This window comes from uncultured Acetobacteroides sp., from assembly GCF_963667355.2.
GTDB lineage: Bacteria > Bacteroidota > Bacteroidia > Bacteroidales > ZOR0009 > Acetobacteroides.
In genome coordinates, this window is the sequence record NZ_OY763328.2 from 2,772,501 (window position 1) to 2,797,984 (window position 25,484).

The 25,484-nt window shown below is 43.0% G+C and carries 15 protein-coding genes; 5 read left to right on the top strand and 10 right to left on the bottom strand.

The window, feature by feature from the left end:
- Nucleotides 1–7: 7 nt before the first annotated feature.
- On the top strand, nucleotides 8–1,342 hold the full coding sequence (locus tag ACHZA1_RS11460; protein WP_320052020.1) for a transglycosylase SLT domain-containing protein: 1,335 nt from the start codon (nucleotides 8–10) through the stop codon (nucleotides 1,340–1,342).
- On the opposite strand, the gene ACHZA1_RS11465 is transcribed toward ACHZA1_RS11460, so the two are convergent.
- From ACHZA1_RS11465 to ACHZA1_RS11480, 4 genes are all read right to left on the bottom strand, one after another.
- Entirely contained in the window at nucleotides 1,334–1,969 is a 636-nt protein-coding gene (locus ACHZA1_RS11465) for a CoA pyrophosphatase (protein WP_320052021.1), read from the bottom strand. The genes ACHZA1_RS11460 and ACHZA1_RS11465 overlap by 9 nt on opposite strands.
- A 1-nt stretch (nucleotide 1,970) precedes the next feature.
- Nucleotides 1,971–3,215: an ABC transporter permease gene (locus tag ACHZA1_RS11470; protein WP_320052022.1), complete on the bottom strand. Its 1,245-nt coding sequence runs from the start codon at nucleotides 3,213–3,215 to the stop codon at nucleotides 1,971–1,973.
- Nucleotides 3,216–3,423: 208 nt separating this feature from the next.
- Nucleotides 3,424–4,623 carry a pyridoxal phosphate-dependent aminotransferase gene (locus ACHZA1_RS11475; protein ID WP_320052023.1) on the bottom strand — a complete coding sequence of 400 codons (1,200 nt, stop codon included), beginning with the start codon at nucleotides 4,621–4,623 and terminating at the stop codon, nucleotides 3,424–3,426.
- Between the two features lie 27 nt (nucleotides 4,624–4,650).
- Nucleotides 4,651–5,040: a DUF1573 domain-containing protein gene (locus ACHZA1_RS11480; RefSeq protein ID WP_320052024.1), complete on the bottom strand. Its 390-nt coding sequence runs from the start codon at nucleotides 5,038–5,040 to the stop codon at nucleotides 4,651–4,653.
- Nucleotides 5,041–5,398: 358 nt separating this feature from the next.
- On the opposite strand from ACHZA1_RS11480, the gene secDF reads away from it, so the two are divergent.
- The 4 genes from secDF (at nucleotide 5,399) to ACHZA1_RS11500 (ending at nucleotide 11,383) form a co-directional block, all read left to right on the top strand.
- Nucleotides 5,399–8,419: a protein translocase subunit SecDF gene (gene secDF, locus ACHZA1_RS11485; protein ID WP_320052025.1), complete on the top strand. Its 3,021-nt coding sequence runs from the start codon at nucleotides 5,399–5,401 to the stop codon at nucleotides 8,417–8,419.
- A 566-nt stretch (nucleotides 8,420–8,985) separates the two neighbouring features.
- Nucleotides 8,986–9,642 (top strand): ABC transporter ATP-binding protein, encoded by a 657-nt coding sequence (locus tag ACHZA1_RS11490; RefSeq protein WP_320054910.1) that lies wholly within the window; start codon nucleotides 8,986–8,988, stop codon nucleotides 9,640–9,642.
- Nucleotides 9,635–10,402, top strand: coding sequence for a TIGR02757 family protein (locus tag ACHZA1_RS11495; protein WP_320052026.1), 768 nt, complete (start codon nucleotides 9,635–9,637; stop codon nucleotides 10,400–10,402). The genes ACHZA1_RS11490 and ACHZA1_RS11495 overlap by 8 nt, the downstream gene beginning before the upstream one ends.
- A gap of 264 nt (nucleotides 10,403–10,666) precedes the next feature.
- Nucleotides 10,667–11,383, top strand: coding sequence for a methyltransferase (locus tag ACHZA1_RS11500; protein WP_320052027.1), 717 nt, complete (start codon nucleotides 10,667–10,669; stop codon nucleotides 11,381–11,383).
- A gap of 114 nt (nucleotides 11,384–11,497) precedes the next feature.
- Here the strand turns inward: ACHZA1_RS11500 and ACHZA1_RS11505 are convergent, their stop codons facing one another.
- The 6 genes from ACHZA1_RS11505 to ACHZA1_RS11530 form a co-directional block, all read right to left on the bottom strand.
- Entirely contained in the window at nucleotides 11,498–13,060 is a 1,563-nt protein-coding gene (locus ACHZA1_RS11505; RefSeq protein WP_320052028.1) for a SusD/RagB family nutrient-binding outer membrane lipoprotein, read from the bottom strand.
- A gap of 13 nt (nucleotides 13,061–13,073) precedes the next feature.
- Nucleotides 13,074–16,271, bottom strand: coding sequence for a SusC/RagA family TonB-linked outer membrane protein (locus ACHZA1_RS11510; protein WP_320054911.1), 3,198 nt, complete (start codon nucleotides 16,269–16,271; stop codon nucleotides 13,074–13,076).
- A gap of 849 nt (nucleotides 16,272–17,120) precedes the next feature.
- The gene (locus ACHZA1_RS11515; protein ID WP_320052029.1) at nucleotides 17,121–17,747 is read right to left on the bottom strand and encodes a hypothetical protein; all 627 of its coding nucleotides are present in this window, start codon (nucleotides 17,745–17,747) and stop codon (nucleotides 17,121–17,123) included.
- A gap of 480 nt (nucleotides 17,748–18,227) precedes the next feature.
- Complete coding sequence (locus ACHZA1_RS11520) at nucleotides 18,228–19,451, bottom strand: IS256 family transposase (RefSeq protein WP_320052030.1); 1,224 nt, start codon at nucleotides 19,449–19,451, stop codon at nucleotides 18,228–18,230.
- A gap of 438 nt (nucleotides 19,452–19,889) precedes the next feature.
- Complete coding sequence (locus ACHZA1_RS11525; RefSeq protein WP_320052031.1) at nucleotides 19,890–21,482, bottom strand: RagB/SusD family nutrient uptake outer membrane protein; 1,593 nt, start codon at nucleotides 21,480–21,482, stop codon at nucleotides 19,890–19,892.
- An 11-nt stretch (nucleotides 21,483–21,493) separates the two neighbouring features.
- Entirely contained in the window at nucleotides 21,494–24,748 is a 3,255-nt protein-coding gene (locus ACHZA1_RS11530; protein ID WP_321426961.1) for a TonB-dependent receptor, read from the bottom strand.
- Between the last annotated feature and the right edge of the window lie 736 nt (nucleotides 24,749–25,484).

The following is a 25,484-nucleotide window of genomic DNA, read 5'->3' on the forward strand; positions in this document are numbered from 1 at the left end:
AATAGGTATGAAGGGTGTAAGATTATGTGCTTCTATTGCTATTTTCTTTGCTTTATTGCTCTCTTGTAGGCATGAAGTAGTTACAAATGGTTCTTTGAGAAGTCGTAAACAAAAAACTGTAAAAAGGTATTTAACCGCAATTCTTGAGGTAAATACGCCAGGTTATTTTTTAAAAGGTGGACTTCCAACAGGTTATCACTTTGAAATGTTGCGGAGTTATGCATTAAGTAAAGGAATGTTGCTGAAAATAATCCCCTTTACTTCGATTAATTATGCCACTAAATATCTAGGTTCTGGTAAGGCTGATATTCTAGCTGTTGAAAATTCCAGTATTTCTAACAGCAATTTGCAAAAAACAGTGCCTCACTGGAAGTTGCGTTATGCAACTATTTCATTCAACAAGAGGGTAATGGGAGCGAATGATAAGATATATGTTCCAAATAATGCATTCGACGATGATGAGTTTTATATTTTGAGGCGTAAGTTTCCCAAAATCGTGCTCTTTGATGGTATAAATATGGGACTTTTGGTCGAGCATTTGCTTAATGATGGGAATGCTTATGCAATTGTTCAGTCTTCAGTTGCAGAGGCTACTAGAATAAAATATCCTGATGTTTCTGTTGGCTACTTGCAGGAATCAATTAGCAGTTCGTGGTACGTAGCGAAAAATTGCTGTTTTTTAGATGATCTGAACCGATGGATTGCTGCTAAGCGTAATACAGCCTTACACCCAACTTTTTATTCTTCTTTTTATCAAAATTATAAGGTGAATAGAGCTTTGGCTGACGGGGTGAGCATGCAGGGAGAACCTCTTCTTTCGAATTACGATCAGGAAGTTAAACGATATAGTAAAACGATTGGGTGGGACTGGCTTTTAGTTTCAGCACTTATTTACCAAGAATCGAAGTTCGAACCACACGTTCAGTCCGGTAAAGGGGCTAAAGGTTTGATGCAGGTTATGCCTGTAATTGCAAACTCATTTGGTTTTGGAGCATCTCATTCTTCAAAAACAAATATTTACATTGGAACGAAGCTTCTTGCAAAGTTGTCAAAGGCTTTTTCGAGGTATCCGATTGCTATTGAGGAACGCAATAAGTTTGTTTTAGCGGCTTATAATGGGGGAATGAGCCATGTATTAAAGGCAATGGGGTTGGCTTCTCGATATGGGCGTAATCCTTACCAGTGGGATGATGTTTCGCTGTTTGTTAGGGTAAAGCGAAATTCAAACGTTTTTAGGCGTAGGGATATTAACTTGAACCTCCATAATAATAACGAAACAACTCGTTTTGTGGTAGAAGTGCTCGAACGGTACACAAACTATAAAGCCCTTACTCTAAACTAGGTGATTACTTTCGAGTAGAAGTTTCAACTCTGTTAGAATCATTGCAGTTCCTCCCCATATATTTTCATTGTTAATGATGTAGGCAGGAGCAGATGATTTCTCTTTTGATAAGTTTATCTCGACCTCAACTAACTGACTATTCATCAGATCAGATAACTTTGCTTCTATTATGTAATCAACTTCGTGTGATTCTGGATGAAAGATTGGTACTAGTGAGGTTGTCGCAATATAGGGTTTTACCGTAAAATCGCTTACTGGAATAAAGATGGTGGTTAGCTCGTTTACAATGTCAACCCTACCAATGTCTATTCCAACCTCTTCGTTTGCTTCCCTAAGCGCGGTATTGCGTAAACTTTCATCTTTTACTTCAAACTTACCACCTGGGAATGCAACCTGACCGCTATGATGCCCTTCGTATGTAGGTCTCTTAATTAGGCAGAAGTAGACTTCCTCGTTTTTCTCATAGAAAAGGATAAGAACTGCACTCTTTTTTGTTTTTTCTGTTGGTTTGGTAGTTCTGAAAAGTTCCAGACGAAACTTAGGAAAAGCCAGAATATGGGCATTTCCTCCTTCTAAATCATCCTGATTGTATTTTTCAAGTATCTTCTTAAGTTGGATAAGTCTCATTTTATTCGTATCTAATAATTTCAGACGGCGATATTTTGTTGATTATCAATAATGGAATGAGCATAAATAGAGCAAGAAGAAGAAATGTTGCCACGTTTAGTAGTAAGATGCTTGGAATGCTGATGCTTATTGGAACACAAGATAGGTAGTAGGTAGATTCTTCAAGTCTTACTAATCCTGTATGTTTTTGGATGACGCTGAGAGATAGCCCTATCACATTGCCCCAAAGTAATCCTTTTATGACAATAGATGAGGATAAGTAGATGAATACTCTGCGTAATGATTTTGGAGCCATTCCTAGTGCTTTGAGTATTCCTATCATTCGGATTCTGTCGAGAAGGAGTATTAGTATACCTGTAATCATATTTATTGCAGCGACAAATACCATTAAAGTAAGAACCACTAACGCGTTTGTATCTTGAAGACTAAGCCAGTCGAATATGTTACTCATGCTTTCCTTGATGTTCTCAATGCGAAGGCGCGAGCCATCTTTAAGCATTCGATACCCAGCTATATCGACAACCTGTTGCGAAGTTTCCTTTAACTTATTAAAGTCAAATAAAAGTATTTCGAATCCGGCATATTGATCACTGCTCCATTGGTTTAACTTTTGGGAGTGACGAAGGTCGCTGATTACAAATTTGCTGTCAAATTCTTGGAATTTGGAGTCGTAAATTCCTACGATTTGAAACGGGCGCATTCGAAAGGGCTTCTGTACAAAATAAGTTCTGAGTTTGTCGCCAACCTTTAGCTTCAGTTTTGCTGCATTGATCTTTGAAATGAGCACTTCGTTTGAGGTGCTGTTGGTTTTGTAGTTTGGAAGTCGTCCCTCCACTAAATTAGAGGCAAAGAAGGACCAGTCGTAGGTGCTATCTACACCTTTGAGGATGACTCCCTGAATTTCTTCGTTGGTTTTGACGATACCTGCTTTAATGGTGTATGGATGTATCGACTTAATGTTCGATATTTTACGCAAATTACTAATGGGAACCCAACCTTTATTGAGAGGGGGAGTGTCAAGCGAGTTGTTGAGCGATAACTTGGTGATTTTAATTGGGGCGCTGAATCCGGTAACCTTTTCGCGAATCTCTTTTTTAAAGCCAATTACAATTGAAATGGCTAGAACCATTACTGCAGTGCTTATGGCAATGCTTATGGTTGCTATTTTGCTCATCCTTTGTGCAATTAATCCTTGGAAGGAGCGCTCTTTTACTAGTCGTTTGGCGATAAAAAGTTCAGTGTTCAATGGAATGTCAAATTTCTGATAACGTAACGAATTTGCGATGAAATTACTTCTTTTAACTTAAATCGGAGTAGAGCCGATCTACTTTCTGATGAAAATTGAAGGAAATTAACAAGCAGAAGGCTTAACTCGAGAGGTAAAGTGTCGTCTTTGGATACAAATGAAGCCGTCCAAAAGGTGAACGGCTTCATTTGTATCGATAAAAATTAGGTTACAATGTTCTTCCAGTATAAACTCTTAGGGCTTCAGCAAGGCATTCCATTGCACTCTTTAGATCCTCCTTTTTGAGAACGTATGCAATGCGTACCTCGTTTTTCCCTAAACCACAAGTAGCGTAAAAGCCAGTTGCTGGTGCAACCATAACGGTTTGTCCATTATGCTCGAATGATTCAAGGAGCCATTGTGCAAATTTATCAGAATCGTCGATTGGGAGTTTAACTACCGTGTAAAATGCACCTTTAGGGGTTGGGCAGTAAACGCCTTCCATTTCATTTAGTGCTTTTACCATGAAGTTGCGACGTTCGATGTACTCGTTATAAACTCCGTCGAAGTACGATTTTGGGGTTTTTAGAGCTGCTTCTGAGGCTATTTGACCTAAGGCAGGCGGGCAAAGGCGAGCCTGAGCAAACTTAAGGGATGCCGCAATAATTTCCTTGTTTCGTGAGATTATTGCACCTACACGAACTCCGCACATGCTGTATCGCTTCGAAACAGAATCGAAAAGAACCACATTTTGCTCGATATCCTTTAGGCTTAAGCAAGAATAGTGGCTGTGTCCGTCGTAGCAAAATTCACGGTAAACTTCATCTGCAAAGAGGAATAGATCGTACTTCTTTACGATGGAAGCAAGCGTTTCGAGTTCTTCTTTAGAGTAGAGATAGCCTGTGGGGTTGTTGGGGTTGCAAATAACAATTCCACGAGTATTTGGGGTGATGAGTTTTTCGAACTCAGCAATGGGTGGTAAACCAAAGTCGGTTTCAATGGAAGAGGTAATTGGCTTTACAGTTACGCCTGTTTGGATTGCAAACGAGTTGTAGTTTGCGTAAAATGGTTCTGGGATAATGATCTCCTCGCCAGGATTGAGGCAAGCTCCGAAGGCAATTGTAATGGCTTCGGAACCACCAGTGGTAATTATCATATCGGATGACGATATGTTTATACCAAGATCCTGGTAGTATTCAGCCAATCCTTTTCGGTACGATTCGTTCCCGGCAGAGTGTGTGTATTCAATTACCTTTTCGTCCAAGTTTTTTATTGCATCTAGGGCAATCTGAGGAGTGGGAATGTCGGGTTGACCAATGTTTAGGTGGTAAACCTTAATACCCCTTTTCTTTGCGGCATCGGCAAAGGGCACTAACTTCCTGATTGGAGAGGAAGGCATTACTTTTGCTTTTTCAGATAACTTTGGCATATTGTCCGTCTTTTATATGGGTTTCCCCTATTTAGGGGGTAAAATCTCTCCTTTTATGGTTAGCGTAACCATGTTGGTTGCCGCATTGGAGTAAACGTATACAAGTTTAGTAAATGGTCCAATAATTTGCGAATTATAGGTAACCTTTATCACACCTGTCTTTCCAGGAAGGATGGGCTCCTTGGGCCATTCTGGGGTTGTGCATCCGCATGATGCCGATACGCTTGTGAGAATAAGTGGTACTTTGCTGGTGTTCTTAAATTCGAAAGAATAAGTGGTGTTCGCTTTATATTCCAACTTGCCGAAGTTGTGCTCAAGTACCTTAAATTCGATGGATGGTGCTTGAGGTGCTTGCGCTTGAACCATCGGAGCGATAGCGCAGAGAATTAGCGTAAATGCTACAACAAAACCTTTCATTTTCGGTGTGATATTAGTTGTTAATGTGAGGCAAAGGTATATTTTATACGTATTCGTTATCTCATCAGGTATAATTTTATTGGATAGCTTTGTAAAACTTTGTCATATTATATTTGTTTTCAACACGACCTGCCTATGTACAATCGTTAAATTGCAGGTGGAACTAGAGGTAAAACGACGTCTGCATGGCTATTTTACTGTGCTTTTATGTTTTATAGTCAAAGGATTTTAACTTTTAGATTTAGGAGAAGGCTGCAAGCATCAATATTTTTTAATAGGAATTCGAAAAAAATGATAAATTTGCGCCTTGCATGTACAGGAGTGTAATCAAAGGAGATAATTAATAAATTTTCAACCAATGCAGAATAGAGGCGCGATATCTTTTATCGCAATTGTGTTAGCCGTTGCCTGCTTATACCAGCTATCGTTCACGTTTGTGGCCAGTAGAGTGGAAAAGAAGGCAGAGGAGTACGCTACAGTTAAGGGCAAGAATGGAATTGATTCCATTGATAACAAAAAGCTCAACAACTACCTTGATTCTATGAAGAATCAACCCGCGTACCTATTTAATCTATACACCTTCCAAGAGTGTAAGGATAGACAGCTTAATCTAGGGCTTGACCTTAAAGGTGGTATGAACGTAACCCTTGAGGTTTCGGTTCCCGAAATCCTGAAGAGTTTGTCGAATCATAGCGCTGATGCATCTTTCAACAAGGCTATTGAGCTAGCCAAGGAGATGCAGAAGTCTAGCAAGAGCGATTTCGTAACTCTATTTGGTAAGGCTTATGAGCAAGTTGCTCCTAACGAAAAGCTGAGCAAGATCTTCGGAACTTACGAGCTTAAGTCGCAGATTACTCCAGAGTCGACCAATGCGCAAGTGCTTGATGTACTTCGTAAGCAGACTGATGGTGCAATCGCGAACTCGTTCAACGTTCTTCGTAACCGTATCGACCGCTTTGGTGTAGTTCAACCAAACATTCAGCGTTTGGGCAACACCGGTCGTATTCTTGTTGAACTTCCAGGGGTAAAGGATCCTTCGCGTGTACGCAAGCTTCTTCAAGGAACTGCCAATCTTCAGTTCTTCGAAACCTATGAGCTTACGCAGCTGGTACAACCTCTTATGGCTGCCAATGCAAAGGTGGCTGAGATTGTAAAGGCTGGTGGTGTTGTTAAAGATACCACAATGAAGGGCGACTCTACCAAGGTTGCTGCTGCCGAACCTGTGGCTAAAACAAATACCCTAAAGAAAGAGCTTGGAAAGGGTAAGGGGGCTGAAGCAAAATCGCAGACCTCGCTATTTTCTCTTCTTCAACCATACATTGATGGTCAGGGTAATGTAATGCCTGGCTCGATTGTTGGAACTGCTCGTATCTCGGATACTGCTAAGGTTAACGCATTCCTTGCAATGCCTGCTGTTAAGGCTCTTTTCCCTCGTGACCTAGCCCTTATGTGGAGCGTTAAGCCAGTTGTTACTGGTCCTAAAAAGGTTGAGACCGACAGAATTGAACTTTACGCAATAAGGATTACCGGCCGTGATGGTAAGGCACCTCTTGATGGTTCTGTAATTGTTGATGCATCTAAGCAATTTGATGACAAGCATGGTAGCGTTGATGTTTCAATGCGTATGAATAGCGAAGGTGCCAAAACTTGGGCTCGCTTAACAGGAGATAATGTAGGTAGACAAATTGCCATCGTACTTGATGGTTTGGTTTACTCGGCTCCTCGCGTTAACCAGGCTATCGAAGGCGGTAGTTCTTCTATCTCGGGTACTTTTACTACTCAAGAGGCTGATGACTTGGCAAACGTGCTTAACTCTGGTAAACTGCCTGCTCCTGCTAAGATCGTTCAGGAAGATGTTGTTGGTCCATCGTTGGGTCAGGAGTCTATCAATGCCGGTATGCTGTCATTCATTATAGCATTCCTTCTGGTTCTTGGCTATATGATTTTCTTCTATAGCGGTGCTGGTTTGGTTGCCAACGTTGCTCTTGTAGCCAACGTGTTCCTACTCTTTGGGGTGCTTGCATCGTTCAAGGCGGTTCTTACCCTTCCTGGTATTGCGGGTATCGTGCTTACCATGGGTATGGCGGTTGACGCGAACGTTATCATCTACGAACGTATTAAGGAAGAATTGAGAACTGGAAAGGGCGTTCGCCTAGCATTGACTGATGGCTTCAAGCATGCTCTCCCTTCAATTATCGATGGACAGCTTACTACGCTGATTACCGGTATTGCCCTTTACATTTTTGGTTCGGGACCTATCCAAGGTTTTGCAACTACCCTTATCATTGGTATTATGACTTCGTTGTTCACCTCACTATTTATAAGCCATTTGGTATTTGACTGGTGGTTGAATAAGGGTCGTAACATCAAATTCTACACTGACCATACCAAGAACTTCCTTGCCAACACCAACTTCGACTTTGTGGGTGTTCGTAAGTATGCTTACATCTTCTCGATAACCGTTATCACCCTTGGTACTGCTTCGTGGGTGATTAAGGGATTCAACTACGGTGTTGACTTTACTGGTGGTAGAACCTACACGGTGCGCTTTGACCAGGATGTTCATGCCAACGATGTGCGTGCAGCGCTTAGCACGGCCCTCGGCGAGAGCCCTGAGGTGAAGCAGTTTGGTTCGGCTAACCAGATGAAGATTACTACAAAGTATCTTATCCATGATAACAAAAGCAACGTGGATAGCATTATCAGCACGAAGCTCTACCAGTCGCTGAATAAGCTAAACAAGACGTCGCTAACCTACGATGAGTTTGCAACAACAAACAAGACTTCAATTGGAATCATTTCCTCTTCGGTGGTTGGTCCATCGGTAGCAGATGACATCAAACTGGGCGCTATTATTGCGGTTATCGTTTCGCTGATTGCCATCTTCATCTACATCGCCATCCGATTTAAGCGTTGGCAGTGGGGACTTGGCGGCGTTGCTTCGCTGTTCCACGATACGATGTTTGTGCTGGGATTTTACTCGCTGTTCTCGTCGATTATGCCATTTAACATGGACGTTGACATGAGCTTTATTGCGGCAATCCTAACCATTATCGGCTACTCGATTAACGATACGGTGATCATCTTCGACCGTATCCGTGAGTACCGTAGGGAGCATCCTAACCGCAGCCTTAAGGTTAACATCAACCAGGCCATTAACAGCACCCTTTCGCGTACCGTTAATACGGTAGGTACGGTGCTTGTGGTACTGTTCGCCATCTTCTTCTTTGGTGGGGATGTTATCCGCGGTTTCGCGTTTGCGCTACTTGTGGGTGTTGGTATCGGTACCTTCTCGTCGGTTCTGGTTGCTACTCCAATTGCCTACGACCTGTTTAAGGTGGGCGATGAGAATAAGCTCGCAGAAGGCGAAGAAAAGTAGTAGGACTTACTCTTTCGTCAGATAGATTTAGGCGGTCACCTCGGTTGGGGTGGCCGCTTTTTGTTGAGCGGTGTGATGGGGGAGGGACGATTGTGCTCGGCGCAGGAGCAAATGTGTAAGCCGCAGGTGCTGGTGTGTAAAGCACAGGAGCGAATGTGTAAAGCGCAGGCGTGATTGTGTAAGTCGCAGGAGCGAATGTGTAAGTCGCAGGTGCGAATGTGTAAGTCGCAGGTGTGATTGTATAAGTCGCAGGTGTGATTGTGCAAGTCGCAGGTGTGATTGTGTAAGCCGCAGGAGCGATTGTGTAAGTCGCAGGAGCAAATGTGCAAAGAGACGGAGCTAATGTGTAAGGCGCAGGTGCTGGTGTGTAAAGCACAGGAGTGAATGTGCAAACCGCAGGAGCAATTGTGCAGATCTACCCGGCGATTGTGCAAGCTGGCGAAGCTGCGGTGATGGGGGTGGCCTTTAAATGGATCGGCGGGCATATGGGGGTGGACAAAAACGGACAGGGGAGCTACTATTCCGCTTCTTATTCCTATCTTCGCGGTGCATGTTATGAAAAGCCAATGATTTCAGTTAAAGATATTCGTAAGGAGTTTGGCCAGCTGGAGGTGCTTAAGGGGATTTGCCTTGATATTGAGCCGAACCAGGTGGTAAGCATTGTTGGTGCTAGCGGGGCGGGGAAGACTACCCTGCTGCAGATTATGGGCAGCTTGCTGAAGCCCTCGTCGGGAGAGGTGCTTATTGATGGGGAGAACATCTGCAAAATGAACGACCGGACGTTGTCGGCATTCCGCAACGAGAAGATTGGGTTTGTTTTTCAGCAGCACCACCTGCTGCCCGAGTTTACGGCGCTGGAGAACGTGTGCATCCCCGGGTATATTGCGCGTAGGAGCAGCCACGAGGTGGAGCGGCAGGCAAAGGAGCTGCTGGAGCTGCTGGGGCTGTCGCATCGACTGTCGCACCGTCCGCAGGAGATGTCGGGAGGGGAGCAGCAGCGCGTTGCCGTGGCACGGTCGCTGATCAACAACCCGTCGGTGATCTTTGCCGATGAGCCTTCGGGCAACCTCGACTCGCACAACAAGCAGGAGCTGCATAGCCTCTTCTTTAAGCTTCGCGACCAGTTTGGGCACACCTTTGTGGTGGTGACGCACGACTTGGAGCTGGCGAAGATGTCGGACCGCATCATCACCCTTAACGACGGGATGGTGGTAAATGGATAGCGGATTGGTGGATGTGAAGGCGTTCCTTGATGAGCAGTACCGAAAGTACTGCCATTCTGCTTTTATTGAGGACGATCCTGTTCAGATTCCGCATCTTTTTTCGGGTCAGCAGAACCGCGAGATTGCGGGTTTCTTTGCGGCGGTGTTTGCTTGGGGGCAGCGGAGTACGATTATTGCCAAGTCGAAGGAGCTGGTTGCCCGCTTGGATAGCAATCCGTTTGATTTCATCATCAACCATACCGAAGCCGATTTACGGGTGCTGAAGGGCTTTCGGCATCGAACCTTTGGCGAGGAGGATGCCGTTGGGTTTGTACGTGCGCTGGCTGCCATTTACCGGAGCTACGGCAGCATGGACGAGTTTCTGATTGGACAGCAGGTAGGCACGGCGCAGGATGCGCTTCGTGCGCTTAGGAGGCACTTCGAATCTGTATTGGGGGTTGCTTCTCCGACGCTAAGGCATGTTGCTAACGTTGATGCTGGATCGGCTGCCAAAAGGCTGAACATGTTCCTTCGCTGGATGGTTCGAACGGATGGCGAGGGGGTGGATTTTGGGCTGTGGCAATGCCTTCAGCCGAAGGATTTGCTTATTCCGCTAGATCTGCACGTGGGCAATGTATCGCGCGAACTGGGGATTTTAACTCGGAAGCAAAACGACTTAAGGGCGGTGCTGGAACTTACGACGGTGCTCCGAGGGTTTGACTCTAACGACCCGGTCAAGTACGACTTTGCGCTGTTCTCTGTGGGGGTGAATGGAGTATAAGAATATAGATTTCACTGATGGAGATGATTTACACTGATAAGATACTTTGATTTGAAGGTAAATCCGAGCGTTTAATTACAGGTTACTATGCTGAATAGAGCGCGGATTGAATTGATCTGGCTGATTTACACGGATTATTTTTATTTTTACTGTAAATAACTAGATAATGGGAACTCAGCATATAAATTCTGGAACGACAGAAAGAATTGCATTATAAATAAACAGTGAAAATCTGTAGAATCAGCTTAATCAGTATTTTAATCAATGGCAAACAGTTGGTTTCAGTTTAAGCAGTTTAAGGTAGAGCAGGGGAAGACGGCCATGAAGGTGGGCACCGATGGCGTGCTGCTTGGTGCTTGGGCGAATGTGAGCGGCGCTGCATCTATCCTAGATGTAGGTACGGGTACGGGGTTGATTGCCCTGATGCTTGCTCAGCGTACCGTAGAGTCCCACATTATGGCTATTGATATTGATGCCAATGCTGTTGAGCAGGCTACTGAGAATGCTACACAGAGCCCTTGGGCTAATAGAATTGCAGTTGCGACATCCGACTACAACCACTTTAGGGTGGGGGAGTCCCAACTCTTTGATCTGATAGTATCCAATCCTCCCTACTTTAAGCAGTCGCTAAAGCCGCCAACCAAATCGCGCTCTTTGGCTCGTCATGATCATGCGCTGTCGCACGAAAACCTTATCGATAATTCGGTTCGGTTGCTAAAAGAGCATGGTCGGCTGTGTGTTATTCTGCCATATGTGGAGGGTAGCGTATTTGTTGCTCTTGCGGCTTCGCGGGGACTATTCTGTACCCGAAAAACGAATGTATATGCCACCCCTAATGCCGATATAAAGCGGCTACTGCTAGAGTTCTCTCGAGTACAGGTGAAAATGATGGAGGATAATTTGGTTATCGAAGAGGGTGGGCGTCATGCCTACTCGAAGGAGTATTTGGCGTTGACTAGGGAGTTTTACTTGTTTGGGTAGGGGATTTAGCAGATTAGATATTAATCTGACCGATCTTTTTTTCATTTATTACTGTAAAAAATAAAAAGAGGCTGCTTTTTTAGGCAGCCTCGATAAGTATATTTAAGTGAGATACTAGCGAGTACCACCAGCCCACCAAACAGGTTCTGTGTAAACATACTGACCATCTCCATATGCTTTTTGTACATTAGGATTTGCAGTAGTATCGTCAACGCCATAGGGGCAACGAAGTGGGAACTTGTTAGGGTTGTTAAGCTTTATAAAGTTTTCTCCTAATGCCATCAACCTTCTAACGTCGTTATAGCATTCTGTAGACTCACTTGATGCATTGAAGAAGGCAAGATATTTTTGAACCATCGTCTCTTTCAATGGATTTGCATTAAATAGAGGGAGTACTTTATTGTCAAAATAGTCTGCGGCTTCAGTAGCGGATATTGCTTGAGTTGTTTCAGTTAATCCTCCATACTTTAGTACGTTGGGAGCATTTAAAGCAGCATTAACTCCAACCTCTGCATTGGCAATGCCAGCAATAAAGGCTTCTTTAACAATTGGTTCTGCATCTGAGGCTTTGTTTAAACGACAGAGAGCTTCTGCCTTTAAAAATAGTATTTCATGGTAACTTAAAAGGAGTGTTGGAGCGGTTTGAGCATAGCAGAACATTGATACATTATACTTCCCAATTTTTTCAACTCCAGTTCCATTTGGTGCAATACTAGCATTTTCATCATCAGCACCTGTAATTTGAGCCCAAGAATTGTAGTCGAAGAATATACGTCTCATACGAGGGTCATCTCTTTCAACAAGTTTATCTACGAGGCTTTGGCTAGCTCCCAACGCTTCACGGCTCCAATAGAAGTCAAACTTTGGGTTTAAGTTAGATGCATCATAGATTGCGAAAGCTGCTTGATCATCTGGCGATTGGAATGATTTATCAACATAATCAATAACTTTTTGCAAATCTCCATTTTTATCTGCCGAACGCTTGATTAGGTGCATCGTGTAACGAGCTTTTAAGCCATAGGCAAACTTTAACCATTTAGCTTTGTTGCCGTTGTAGAGCAAGTCGAAATCTCCCATACCTCCTGAAAGATGAGAATCTTTTCCTTGTAGATCTACTATTGCCGCATCTAAATACGTCATTACTTGCGCATAAACTTTTTCCTGCTTGTCAATTTTAGGGTTCATGAATTTAGTCCAATCGCAGGATTCAGTCCAAGGTACATCACCAAACATATCGGTAACTAAGGCTAGATTATAAGCAGCCAACACTTCGGCTATTCCTTTGGTTACGTCATTTCCTTCTTGGCTTCCACCTTTTGAACACTTTTCTATGGCAATCTTAGCATTTTTCAAAGCAATATAAAGCTGACCCCAAGTGTTGTTGAATGTTGATGCTGCAGTTGGTTCGTTAGTTCGCTGATCTGCACGGAATAGCTGGTTGTGTACTCCCACCTCATGCTCTACATAAACAGAGGCATATGTGCTGATATCGCCTCCTGCATTATTTACTGCTGTTGAAGTAATGACATCAGCAAGAATAAATTTTGCTGGAGCATCTTTTGTGTTGTTAATATCCTTGTTGATTTCATCCATCGTATCTTCCGAGCATGAAACTAGCGCGGCAGCAAAGACTGCTCCTGCCAAGAATACTTTTGGTATATTGAATATTGTTTTCATTGTCGTTTCCTTTTTAGAATTTAATATTTATCCCAAATCCATAGCTAGAGGTTCCGGGGAGCGAGAAACGTTCGAAAGCTCCTGCCATATTGGTGTTACCCTGTGCTGCTTCAGGATCAAGGCCTTTAAGCTCAGACCATAGTAGGATGTTTCTAGCAAATGCATTTACATTTACGGTAATACCTCTTTTATTCCAAACGGGATAGCTGACAGAGATTTCACGTAACTTGACAAATGAATTGTCGTAAATCATTGATTCGGAGATGTCGCTCAACCTGCTGAAGTAGGTTTGTGCATTTGCTCCAGAAATTTTAATATCGTTAGGTGCGTATGTTGATTTTCCATTGGCATCAGTTCCCGTAACCTTTACAGCATCTCCTTCGCAATAGAAGAAGTCTTTCTTACGAAAATCTACTGATTTTTTGCTAACACCATAGAAATTAAGCATACCTGCGGTACCACCATACATTTGACCACCACTCTTCCAATCGATTAATGCCGAAATGCGGAATTTGTAAATTTCGAAAGTATTGTTGAATCCGAGTTGGAAATCAGGAGAAACTGTGCCAATAACCTTTTCTTCGCCTGTCTGAGGTAATCCTTTTGAATCAACAATAATCTTGCCTTCGCTATTTCGTAGGTAGCTTACGCCATAAATTACTGGGAATTTATATCCAATACCTGCACGAATTTGAGGTTCTGTGAAACCACCTAGGAAGATGCTGTTAACGCCAGGGGCTAGTTCGTCAACATAGTTGTCAATCTTTGTAAAGTTAAATGCAAAGTCCCACTTGAAGTTATTCCTTTTAATTGGGGCGACAGAAACTGAAAACTCATGTGCATTGGTGTGGATCGATCCACCATTAGTTCTCAATAGGGAAGAACCGGTAGAACCTGCCAGTGGTACATCAAATATTTGATCCTTTACATTTTGACGTGAGAAGGTGTAGTTTACTGAAACTAATCCATTTAAAAATGCCAAATCGGCACCAATCTCATACGATTTAGTGTTTTGTGGCTTCAATTTTGGATCGTATACCGTTTTATTAGGGGTAAAGGCAACTATAGTACCAATAGGATATAGCAGTGGGGTTCCAGAAGAAAAGCCACCTCCATAGGTAGGAGTAGAATAGTGTGATTCTACATATTCGCCAGCTTGCCCAACTTCTGCATATGATGCCCTTAACTTACCATAAGTTAGTATGTTGTTTTTAACGGCATCCAACTCCGTGAAGATCCAACCTAAGGATACGGATGGGTAGAAGAACGAACGATTATTACGAGGCATAGAGGATACAACATCATTACGGCCTGTTACATTTAGGAATAACATGTTGTCGTATGCTAGCGACATGTTCCCAAAAAAACCAACCGTTCTATGTTTGGTGTACGATTCTGATGAATTGTAAACTGAAGCATTGTTCATATGATTCCATCCAGAAAAGTTGAAATCCTTGCCATACTCATTGTAATACTTCTTTTTCGTATCAACAAGTTCGTTACCCAAAAGGGCATCAAATGACAGCTTGTCGCTAATCTTCCAGCTATAAGCTGCGGTTAGCAACGAGTTCATCTCATTGACAGTAAAACCATATTGGTATATTTCACCTGTGGCATTTGAGTGTCCATATCCCCAGATGTCAGAATAATCAGTTGTATATGAATCGTCACCTAGCTGATACTTGATATCTAATTTTTGGTTGTCAGTATTAAGTTTCGTAGAGTACTTTAAGAATGCATTTCCGAAGAAGCGTTGAGATCTTTCTGTAAAGCTATTGTTGTCAACAGCCCAGTAGGCTCCATCAAATCCTGAAGTTGAGCGGTAGGTGTTTTGTTTATAAAGATCTTCCTTTATGTGACTGGGGATGCCTGCTAAGTCGTAGCTTGGAGGTGCAGGGAAAACGGTTGCTACAACTCCGTTGTTTGCAGAAGATTGTTTGGTAATTTTTGATGCCACATAGTTGCCGGTAAAACCTGTTGACCAGTTGCTGTTAAGCTGCGCTTCTGCTGCCATCTTTGCGTTATACCTATTTAAGCCTGTCGATGGTACAATACCTTCTGACTTGGTATTCCCTAAGGTAAAGGAGTAGTTTCCCTTTTCAAAATTCTGGGAGATATTGGCAGAGTTGCTTGAGGTAACTCCTGTTTTGAAGAACTTTTCCGCGTTTTTGTAGGAGCGTGGAGTAGCCCAAGGGTCTAGTCCTGCTTTTGCAAGTTGTGGAACATAGTACTTACCTGCGTGCTTACCTAATTCGGAGGTATAGTCATTTACGGTATTACCACCATAGCCAGGATCATCTGCTAATTTCGAAATTGCAGGACCATATGAGGTAGATGCTGTTGGGTCATAAGCGCCACCAGAACCTTGGGCGAATTCAGTTTGCAAATCGGGCATTACCGAAATAACATCAAATGACAAATTTGAGTTTAAGGTGATTACAGGCTTGCCTTTTGCAACACCCTTACCACTTTTAGTTGTAATAAGTACCACCCCGTTGCTAGCACGCATACCATATAGCGCAGAAGCAGCTTGCCCCTTCAGTACGTTTATGTTTTCGATGTCATTGGGGTCGAGGTCTACTGAGCGATTCGCAAAGTCAGTACCAGTAACAGAGTTTCCTGTACTCATGTCTGACGTTGACGTAATAGGCATGCCATCAACAATGTAAAGAGGAGAGTTGTCGCCTGTAAAAGAGCGAGATCCTCTGATTGTCATTTTTGCAGAGGCTCCTGGCATACCTGATGAAGGTGAAATTTCGACACCTGAGACTTTACCTTGCAGTGCGCTTGCCAAGTTTGTGTTTGCACCCTTGGTGAGTTCGTCGGCCTTTACGTCTTGAACGGCATACGCCAGAGCTTTCTTTTCTTTGGAGATGCCCATAGCTGTAACCACAACCTCATCAATCTTTTGGGTCTCTGATTGTAATGATGGGCTCAATTCTGCTTTGATTGGCATTTCGAGAGTGGAGTAGCCGACAAAACGGAACACGATTGTTTTGGCATTAGCTGGAATGCCTTTTAGGGTATACTTACCGTTGATATCGGTAGATGTGCCTACTGTTGGAGCCTCTTTTACAAAGACACTCGCCCCGGGAATTGGTTGTTTGTCATCGGCCGATGTAACAACCCCTGAAACTTGCTTTACTTGGCCTAGTGCTGAACCAGCGCCAAAGACAAGCAGCGTTACGAGTAACGTTAAAAATCGCCTCATAATAGTTTGTTTAGCAGTTTGTAATTTGTTTGTTTGTAGTGTCAGCAATGTTTTTCTGATGTAGAATGGCATTTTTGACATTTGCAAAACTATAACAATAATTTGCATTTGCAAGGATAAGTGGGGAAATAGTACAAATGGTCTTGCTTGCCGTTCGCTGTTCGCAATATTTACACTAGTGGTAGCGTTGTGGTAGTGTTGGCTTCTGATTGTGTCTTTGTTTCGATAGTGTGCTTTAGAAAATGGGGGTATGTATGATTTGTATGGTTGTTATTGATACTTGCAAGGTGTTGGGTGATGTTGTGATTAAAGGTTATGGTAGATAATAAAAAGTTAAAATTGTTGTTTGAATGAATTTAAATGCAGTGTGTGGTATTCTTTTTTATTAAAGCTGATTTTTATCCGTATAAGCTAGTTTGTAAGTTGGAGAAACAATTTCGGATAAAAAGTGAAAAAGTAGGTTTAATAGTGGGTGTGCTTGATTTTATAGTAAAATAACAGCGCTGATAGGGTGGGATGGTAATCTATCTAGAATGGATTACTTGCTGAAGTTTTCTTGCCGAATTAGTCAGTAGAAGTAGGTAGCTGCTTGCTGGCTTTAATTGGGTATCTTTTGGATACTTTTCGGACATTCTATGCTGCTTACGCAATGTCATTAGTAACGGATTTTCGTGTCCTTATGGAGCATTTTCATGCATAGATCTCATACTCCTGATTATGGTTAGGGGCGGCAAATTTTTTCAGTTATCCTTAGGTGTATCCATCGTTTTGTCGCTCTGTATAGAATTGCTATAGATATGAAAAAGGCAGAAACGAAAGTCTCTGCCTTTACCTTTAGCCGTTTGCTTTTTATCGTGCCAATACCGAAATGGCATCGCTATAGATAATCTTTCCTTTAGGCCCCATGTAGGCCGCGCGGCATAGGTAGTCGAGCCCATGCTTAAATCCTTCAATCTCTTTCCTGCTAGATGTAGAGCTAACCTGAGGCCATGCTGTTAAATCAGAAGGAATTGAATTTACAGGGGTGAAAAGGAATACGTAGAAGCGGGCATTGGTATGGGCCTTTACCGAGAAGACAAGCGAACCTTCGTTTACGCCATACTCCACCTTAAAGTTGGTAGGTTTAGGTGGCTCTTTTCCTCTCTCTGTTGACTTGATGAGAGCAAAACCTGTTGTTGCCAGCTTTTCACGATCGCCCTTGGCCATTATGCAAAGCTCTATTGCCATCTCGTTAAGCTCTGTAACTAGAGTGGTTTTGGCCTCATTCTTTTTTATGATCTCGGCTTTTCCACCTTCCATGCTTAGGATGTACTTTATGTCATAATCATCTTTGCAAGTCTTTATGCGAGCAATACGTTCTTCGGGAAGAGTAAACAGCTTATTGCCGGTTAGCTGGAGGATAACATTTCCGGTAAAAGGGCTAATTTCTTTGTCCTTTAGATCGGAATGGGAGGTTACCAATTCAAGTATCGCCATATAGGGAACTTTTTAGTTAAAATTTAGGACTTATTACTTAAAGAACATGGCCGATGTCGATTTTGTTTAAAAAAGTATACAAGTATTTTTTACTGATTTTACAATCTACACAAATTTTTAATCACAAAGATTCCATTTGCTCGTAGTAATTGAAAGGAAGAGGCTTTTTGCCTAGTTTTTGAAGAGGGGGGGATGGTGATTTAGAGGCTGCATGCAAGACGATATGAGCGTATTATATGTTATTGAGTCAGCAGATGGTTATGCTGATGCTTTACCTTATAGAATGGCATATAATTCCGGTAGACTTGAAGAAATTTCCGGGATTATTCACGGAACTGTGTCTACCCTATTTTTTCGGAAGCAGGAATTACGCCTGCCTTTTAGGTTAGGGCTGCTAGCGGGGCAAGGGTGGCGGAGGAACGGAGCCACTTGTATACCCTTGCCCCGCTAGGAGGCCTGGCCTTCCTTCGCGGGTGTTCTTCATGCTCCAAACTTGGCCATCCGCTCGGCAAATTTAATGCAAAGCTGCCCGTAGATGAGCTTCCACCCCGCAACTTCCCGCTTTGGGCTCGAGTTGATATCCCGAATAACGAGGTATATCAGCTTCTTGATGGCCATGTCGGAGGAGAAGCACCCCTTGGTCTTGGTCACCTTCCGCATGCGCCGGTGGATGCCCTCGATGGGGTTGGTGGTGTACATGAGCCGGCGGATCTCCCTGCCGAAGTCGAAGAAGGAGCTCAACTTGTACCAGTTTTCCCGCCAGCTCTTGACGGCGGTGGGGTACTTCGTCCCCCAGCGCTCGGCGAAGCGCTCGAGCTCCGCCTCGCCCGCCTCCAGCGTGGGGCTGCCGTAGATGGCCCGCATGTCGGCGGTGATGGCCTTGTAGTCTTTTTTAACCACGTACTTGAGCGTGCTGCGCACCTGGTGGACGATGCAGCTCTGGATGACCGTCTCGGGAAAGGTGCTGCTGATGGCCTCGCTGAAGCCCTTGAGGTTATCCGTGCAGGCGATCAGGATGTCCTCCACGCCCCGAAGGCGCAGATCCTGCAGCACCTCCAGCCAGAAGCGGGCCGACTCGCTCCCGGCAATGTAGATGCCCAGCAGCTCCCGAAAGCCCTCCTGGCTGACCGCGTAGACGTTGTAGAGCGCCTTGCCCTGCACTGCACCGCCCTCGCGGCACTTGAAGTGGATGGCGTCGAACCAGACTATCGCGTAGAGCGGGCTCAGCGGGCGCTGCTGCCACTCCTGCAGCTCGGGGATGAGCCGATCGGTGAGCTCGCTCATCTGGGCGGGCGAGAGCGAAAGCCCGTAAACCTCCATCAGCAGCTTCCGAATGTCGGCGTAGCTCATCCCCTTGGCGTAGAGCGAGAGCACCTTCTCGCAGAGCTCGTCGTCCAGCAGCACCTGCCGCTTGGCCACGATCTCTGGGGTAAAGGATCCGTTACGGTCTCTGGGGGGGCTGAGCTCAAACTCGCCGTTCGAGCTCTTAACCGTTTTGGTGGTAGCGCCGTTGCGCTTGTTGCCCTCCGAATCCTTCAGGTGCTGCTCCAGCTCCAGCGCTAGGGCCTTCTCCAAAAAGTGCTTGAGCAGCGGGGCGAACACCCCATTCTCGCCGCTTAGGCTCTTGCGCTCGTAAAGGCCTTTGATGGCCTCCTTCTCAAATTCCTCGTAGCTGAAGCTCGCTACTTTTTCTTCCTCTTTCATTGTCTGCAAAGTTATCGTTATCATTTTGCAGACACAGTTGCATGAACAGTCTCAAATTTCCTTTCTGGAATGGTCTATTTCCTTTCTGGAATGAGGCATTTTATATAGGAAACGGTAAGATTTTTATATAAATATAGAATGAAGTTCATTCTCGACTGAATTAAGTTCTATAAGTTCAAAATTAGGTGTAACTCGATGTGCTCTCTATCTCTAAGGCGAACGAAAATATCATCGCGCTATTCGTAAGGGAAAGATATAAATAGTAGGCTTATCCACCTAAATTGGTATAGAGTCTTTTTTTTTTTTTGCATTTCTATTTTAGTGAATACTTATTAGGATTTGAACATATATAAAAAAGGAGGATATCCTTTTTAGAATATCCTCCTAACATGTTTCGTTGCGAACAACAATGCGCTATGTTAGCATCGTTAGTTGCGCCTATTCGTTTTGAATAACAAGGTTATTCGCGTTGATTTCATCCTTAGGGATAAACCACTGCCATCTGGCATCGCCAGCAGGAACTTCAGTAACCACACAAAGAGTTGGGTCGTGATGTCCCGAGTAATTTGCTGTAATGTGGCCAGTCTTGTATGGTTTTGCAGGATCAGGTACTGCAGTAATTACTCTTGCTAAAGGAAGATCTAGTCTCTTTAAATCGGTAAATCGGAAACCTTCGCCCCATAACTCGATTCGGCGTTGGAGAAGGATTTCATCAATCAGGGCTTGTCCTGTATTTGCCGATTTTACGTAAGTACCAGCATCGTATCTGCTTGTTAGTAATGTTGCTAATGTATTCTGGGCATCAGCATCTTTTCCGCCGATTCTAGCTTCGGCTTCAGCCTTGATGAGGTACATTTCTGCAACTCTAATATAGGCGATATCTCCACGGCTATCAGCAGGAGCTACTGCGCTGAACTTTTTAGTTTCATATGAAGCTACAAGAGCGCGTGAATCAAGTTGGTTTGGTGCTTTAGCATAGATGTCGTAACCGGTTAGCGAGAACATGGCCTTGCGAGCATCGGTTGCTGGCATAGCATCATATAGCTCGCGAGTAATGGTTTTTGGATTCGTTCTAATGTTTGTAGAACTATAGTTCCATGACATATAAGCAAAGAAACTTGCAAAGTAAGTGTTTTGATCCGACTTAACTTGGCTACCCCAAATCCATTCCGAACCAGCACCAGGGTAAGAACTGAAGATAGTTGGAAATCCACCATTTGCTTTAAAGTCTGCGGCAGTAAAAAGCTTACCTGCTTTTAATGCTTCTGATGAATAATCAATTGCCGTTTGCCATTCTCCTGTTGTCAATGCAACTCTAGCCTTGATGGCTTCAGCAGCATAAATGGATAGATCTGAAATCTGTGCAGGAGAAGATCCCGAAGATTTGAATAGGGCAATAGCATTGTTAAGATCTGTATTGATTTGCGCATAAACTTCTTCAACTGTAGAACGAGGTCTTTGAAGAACCTCAGATGTTGTGCTTAGCACTACTCCAAGTTGGCTATTGTTTCCTTTTTTTGTAGGATCGTAGCGTTTTGCGTATAGTTGAACTAGGTTAAAGTGTGCCCATGCTCTGTATGTTAATGCTTGAGCCATAATTTCTTGAAAAAATCCATCGTCTTTCTTGTCGGCAAACTTGGTATTTAATCCATCGATAACGGCATTTGCATTGGCAATGATACGATAGTAGAATCTCCAAGGGTAAATATTAGCTGTTGCTTGTCCATTTCTATGATCGGTCCATTGGTAGAATCTGTTAAACCAACCGTTGCCAGCTGCAGTCATACATAAATCTTCGCCTAGCATATCTCTCCGAAGATTTATCGAAGCTTCGCCACTTTCGTCTTGATAATCGCCACTATTATACATGTAGCGGTGAATGCCATTGATAACCGCATACGCATTGTCTAATGACGAAAATGCGTTTTTGGCATCAACGGATGCGGTTGGTGTTGTGTCGAGAAATTCTTTCTGGCACGAGAATAGGAAGAGTGACAGAACTACTATTCCAAAATATTTTATTCTTTTCATGTCTTTACTTGTTAGAGAGTTACATTAACACCAAAAGTGTATACTTTCGACATAACGTAGGTGTTACTTGTTGTTCCACCAAAGTTTTGTTGAGGGTTAAATCCTTTTCTTTTAGTTAGCATGCCAAGGTTGTCACCCGAGAAGTAGGCGCTTAATCCTTTAAGACCAGCCTTGTTAACCAGCTTAGTTGGGAAGGTATAGCCTAGAGAGATGTTCTTGAGAGCAAGATAGTCTGCATCAACAAGCCAGCGCGAAGAACCTGCATTTAGCTGAGCGTTTTTGGTAACATCAATACGTGGTACATCGGTAATGTCGCCCGGTTTTTGCCAGCTTTTAAGGATGTCTGTATGTAGCGCACTACCTGCTCCGTAGGACATTAATGAGGCATATGCAGCATCATAACCCTTGCCGCCAATGCTATAAGCTAGTAGTATGCTTAGGTTAATACCCTTATAAGAGAATGTATTGGTTATACCACCATATACATCTGGTATTGAACTTCCACAGTAGCCATACTTAGCATAGTTTGGATCTGTTGTGTACTTCTTGCCATCAATTGTTCTGAATACGTATGGTTTCCCTGTTTCATTGAAAACTGCAGCGTCAAGTTGGTCGTCATAAACGTAAAGAGCAGAACCATCACGAGAATCTACACCTCCCCATTGGCGTAACCAAAAGTCATAAATGCTATGACCTTTTGATAACTGCTTTGTACCTAAGATTATAGTTGGAGATTCAACTGGCATTTTGGTAATCTTGTTGGTTAGCGTAGTGGCATTAACCGAGATGTTCCAGTTAAATCCATTGGTCATGTTAACAAGGGTTCCATTTAAGCTCACCTCAACACCTCTATTGTACATTGTGCCAATGTTTTGTGGCTTAGATGTACGTCCTGATGATAGCGGTTGAGGAACATCAAAAAGTAGGTTGTCAGATTCTCTATTGAACCATTCGATAGATCCTGAAACCCTATTTAGAAACTTGAAGTCAAGAGCAATATTACTTTGCTTGTTCTTTTCCCATGAGATTTCAGAGTTGGCTAGCGAGGTGCTTTGTAAAATACCACCAGTTGAGTTCATACCGTTATTCCAGCCTAATCCGTATAGATCTTGATAAGGATAGTATGAGCCAATGGAGTTATTACCGGTTTCACCATATGATGCTCTAAGCTTTAGCTCGTTGATCCAAGAGAATTCTTTGATGAAATCTTCGCGAGTAATATTCCAAGCTAAGCTGCCCGAGAAGAAGTCGCCCCAGCGAATATCTGATCCGAATCTGGAAGATCCGTCACGACGATATGATCCGCTAATAAAGTATTTTTCTGCATAGTTGTAGTTGATACGCGAAAGGTAGCTCTCCAGCTTGTCATTATCTTCCTTCGAAGACATGTCGGATAGGTCTGTAAAGTTAGGGAACTCTTGAATATTAGATACAATTTGCCCCTGTTTCATACCAGCCATTTCGCTATACTTATAGGCGTATGATTCATGACCTACAAGAACGTCAACATTGTGCAAGTTAAAAGACTTATTCCAAGTCAACAATTGGTTTAAGGTTATGCTTGTAATTTGATTGAAGCTCTTGTTCAACCTTCCTGCAGGAGCACCATCACCAACAGTTATGTTGTCGTATTGTCCATCCTTAAAGTTACGAACGTAATATCCTCCATTTACGGATAGTTTAAATCCATATGGAATGTAAACCTCGGCGTAAGCTTTGCTGTCTAATACGTTCGTCTTGTACTTGTCGGAATTCCACAAGAGTTCAGCAAGTACATTTCGTCCAGCGCTTGCGCCAGATCCTCTTGATTTTAGTTGGCCATAGTCATACTGCTTTTGTCCTTTCTCATCTAACACAAGGTTGCCTGTTGCTGGATCGTGAAGGTATACAGGATAAAGAGGTCCAATGCCGCGGGCAAAGAAGAATGGGTTCTTATAGGCGGATGAGTTATCGGCATCACCTGTAATTTGGTTGGCATTAACTACGGTACCCGAAATGTTTGTTCCTAATTTCAACCATGAAGTAGGTTTCATGTTGATAGAAGACCTTGCAGTAAGACGCTCATAGTCGGAATTAACTACATATCCGTTTTCATCTAGGTAACCAACTGAAAAGTAGTAATCCGATTTTGCAGTACCACCACTTGCAGTTACTGAGTAGTCTTTACGCTTACCTAGTCTCGTTAGTTCTTTAAACCAATCTAGGTCATTATATCCAGAGAGAATTTTTGCATCTGGATTTATTTTCCCATCTGCCCCAATGATAGCAGTCGGATCCATAGCATTTTTTCCGTCGGTGGTGAGTATATTATACTTAAGGAATGCTGAAATTAAATTGGCATTGGCAAGTCCAGCACCATATGCCTCGGAAGCGGTTCCAGATGCAGGTAGAACGCCTGGTTGCCATTTGTTTGAGGCAGTATAGGTTGCTTGTCCCCAAGAGTAGCCATTCTTTACCGCGCTCCAAATAGTTGGATAGTAATCCATCGTTCCAATTCTTGAATACTCAGGAATACCTCTTTGCGAGATACCAAAACTAGCTTTTGCAGTAACTGTAAATTGTTCGTTTTTACCCTTTTTAGTGGTTACCATTACAACTCCGTTGGCCGCTCTACTACCATAAAGAGAGGTTGCTGCTGCATCTTTAAGTACAGTAAGGCTCTCGATATCGTCAGAGTTAATGTTGCCGATGCCTCCATCGTATGGAATGCCATCAACAACATAAAGAGGATCACTTGATGCATTAATAGATCCAAAACCACGCACACGAATGGTAGGCGCAGATCCTGGAGCACCGTATCCAGGAGTGACTTGTACCCCCGCAGCTTGTCCCTCAAGGGCTTTAACTGCATTTGAAACAGGTCTTGTAGAGAGTTCTTTTCCACCTACAACGGTTGCAGAACTAGTCATACTTGACTTTTTTACTGTTCCATAAGCCATTACAACAACTTCTTCGATCTTTTGATTTTCAGATAGAAGTTGTGCATTAATAACATTACCAGTTATAGGCATTTCGAGAGTCTGAAATCCTACAAAACGGAACACTAAAGTTTTCCCATTTGCAGGAACATTTTTCAGTGTGTAGTTGCCATTTGCATCAGTTGTTGTGCCAATTGTTGGCGCTTCTTTTACTAATACACTTACTCCAGGAATAGGCAGGTTGTCGTCTGATCCTACAACCTTTCCTGAGACTTGCTTTGTTTGTGCTAGCGTTGGGCTAACACCAAAGACAACGATCGTTACAAGTAACGTCAAAAATCGCCTCATAATAGTTTTTTTAGCAGTTCGTAAATTGGTTGTTATTGTCACAATGCTATTTTGATGTTGGATAGCATTTCTTGACGTCTGCAAAACTATAACAATAATTTGCATTTACAAGCGCAAATATAGGAATAGCCAAGAGTAATCTACGAATGTTGATTTGTGTTGTTTGTTTGTGATAGTCTGGAGTTGTGAAGGGGGGGGGGCTTGTTTAATGCTTTTTTTTGACGGTGAAACCTGAAGTTGTTAAGGGGGGTGGTGTGAAATTGAAAAATATGATTTGGTTCTGATTCCTTTAATTGAATTATATCTAGTGATGTAATGTTAAATAGGTTGTTTTATTTTGTTTAATATCAGTAAGTGTCTTGTTGTTTTTATCATAGCTAATCTTTATTCGTACAAACTATTTTATAAGCAGGTGTAGCCATTCTGGCTAAAAAGTAAAAAGGCAAGTCTGCTATTGGCCATGTTTGATTTTATGGTAAAATAACAGCATTGGGGGAGGAGAACTTGCTAGAAGGATTTGATCTTTTTGTTCCTAGAAGTAGGGCTAACTTATGCCATGCTGCTAAATCAGAAGGAACCAAATTTACAGAGGGGAAAAGAAATACGTAGAAGTGGATGTTGGTATGGGGCTTTACTGAAAAGATAAGTAAACTTTTGCCTGTGTCTTGTAGTGTGGAGGTATTTACATAGTTAGGTGATTACTCTCCGCTTTCCATTGTCTTGATGATAACAAATC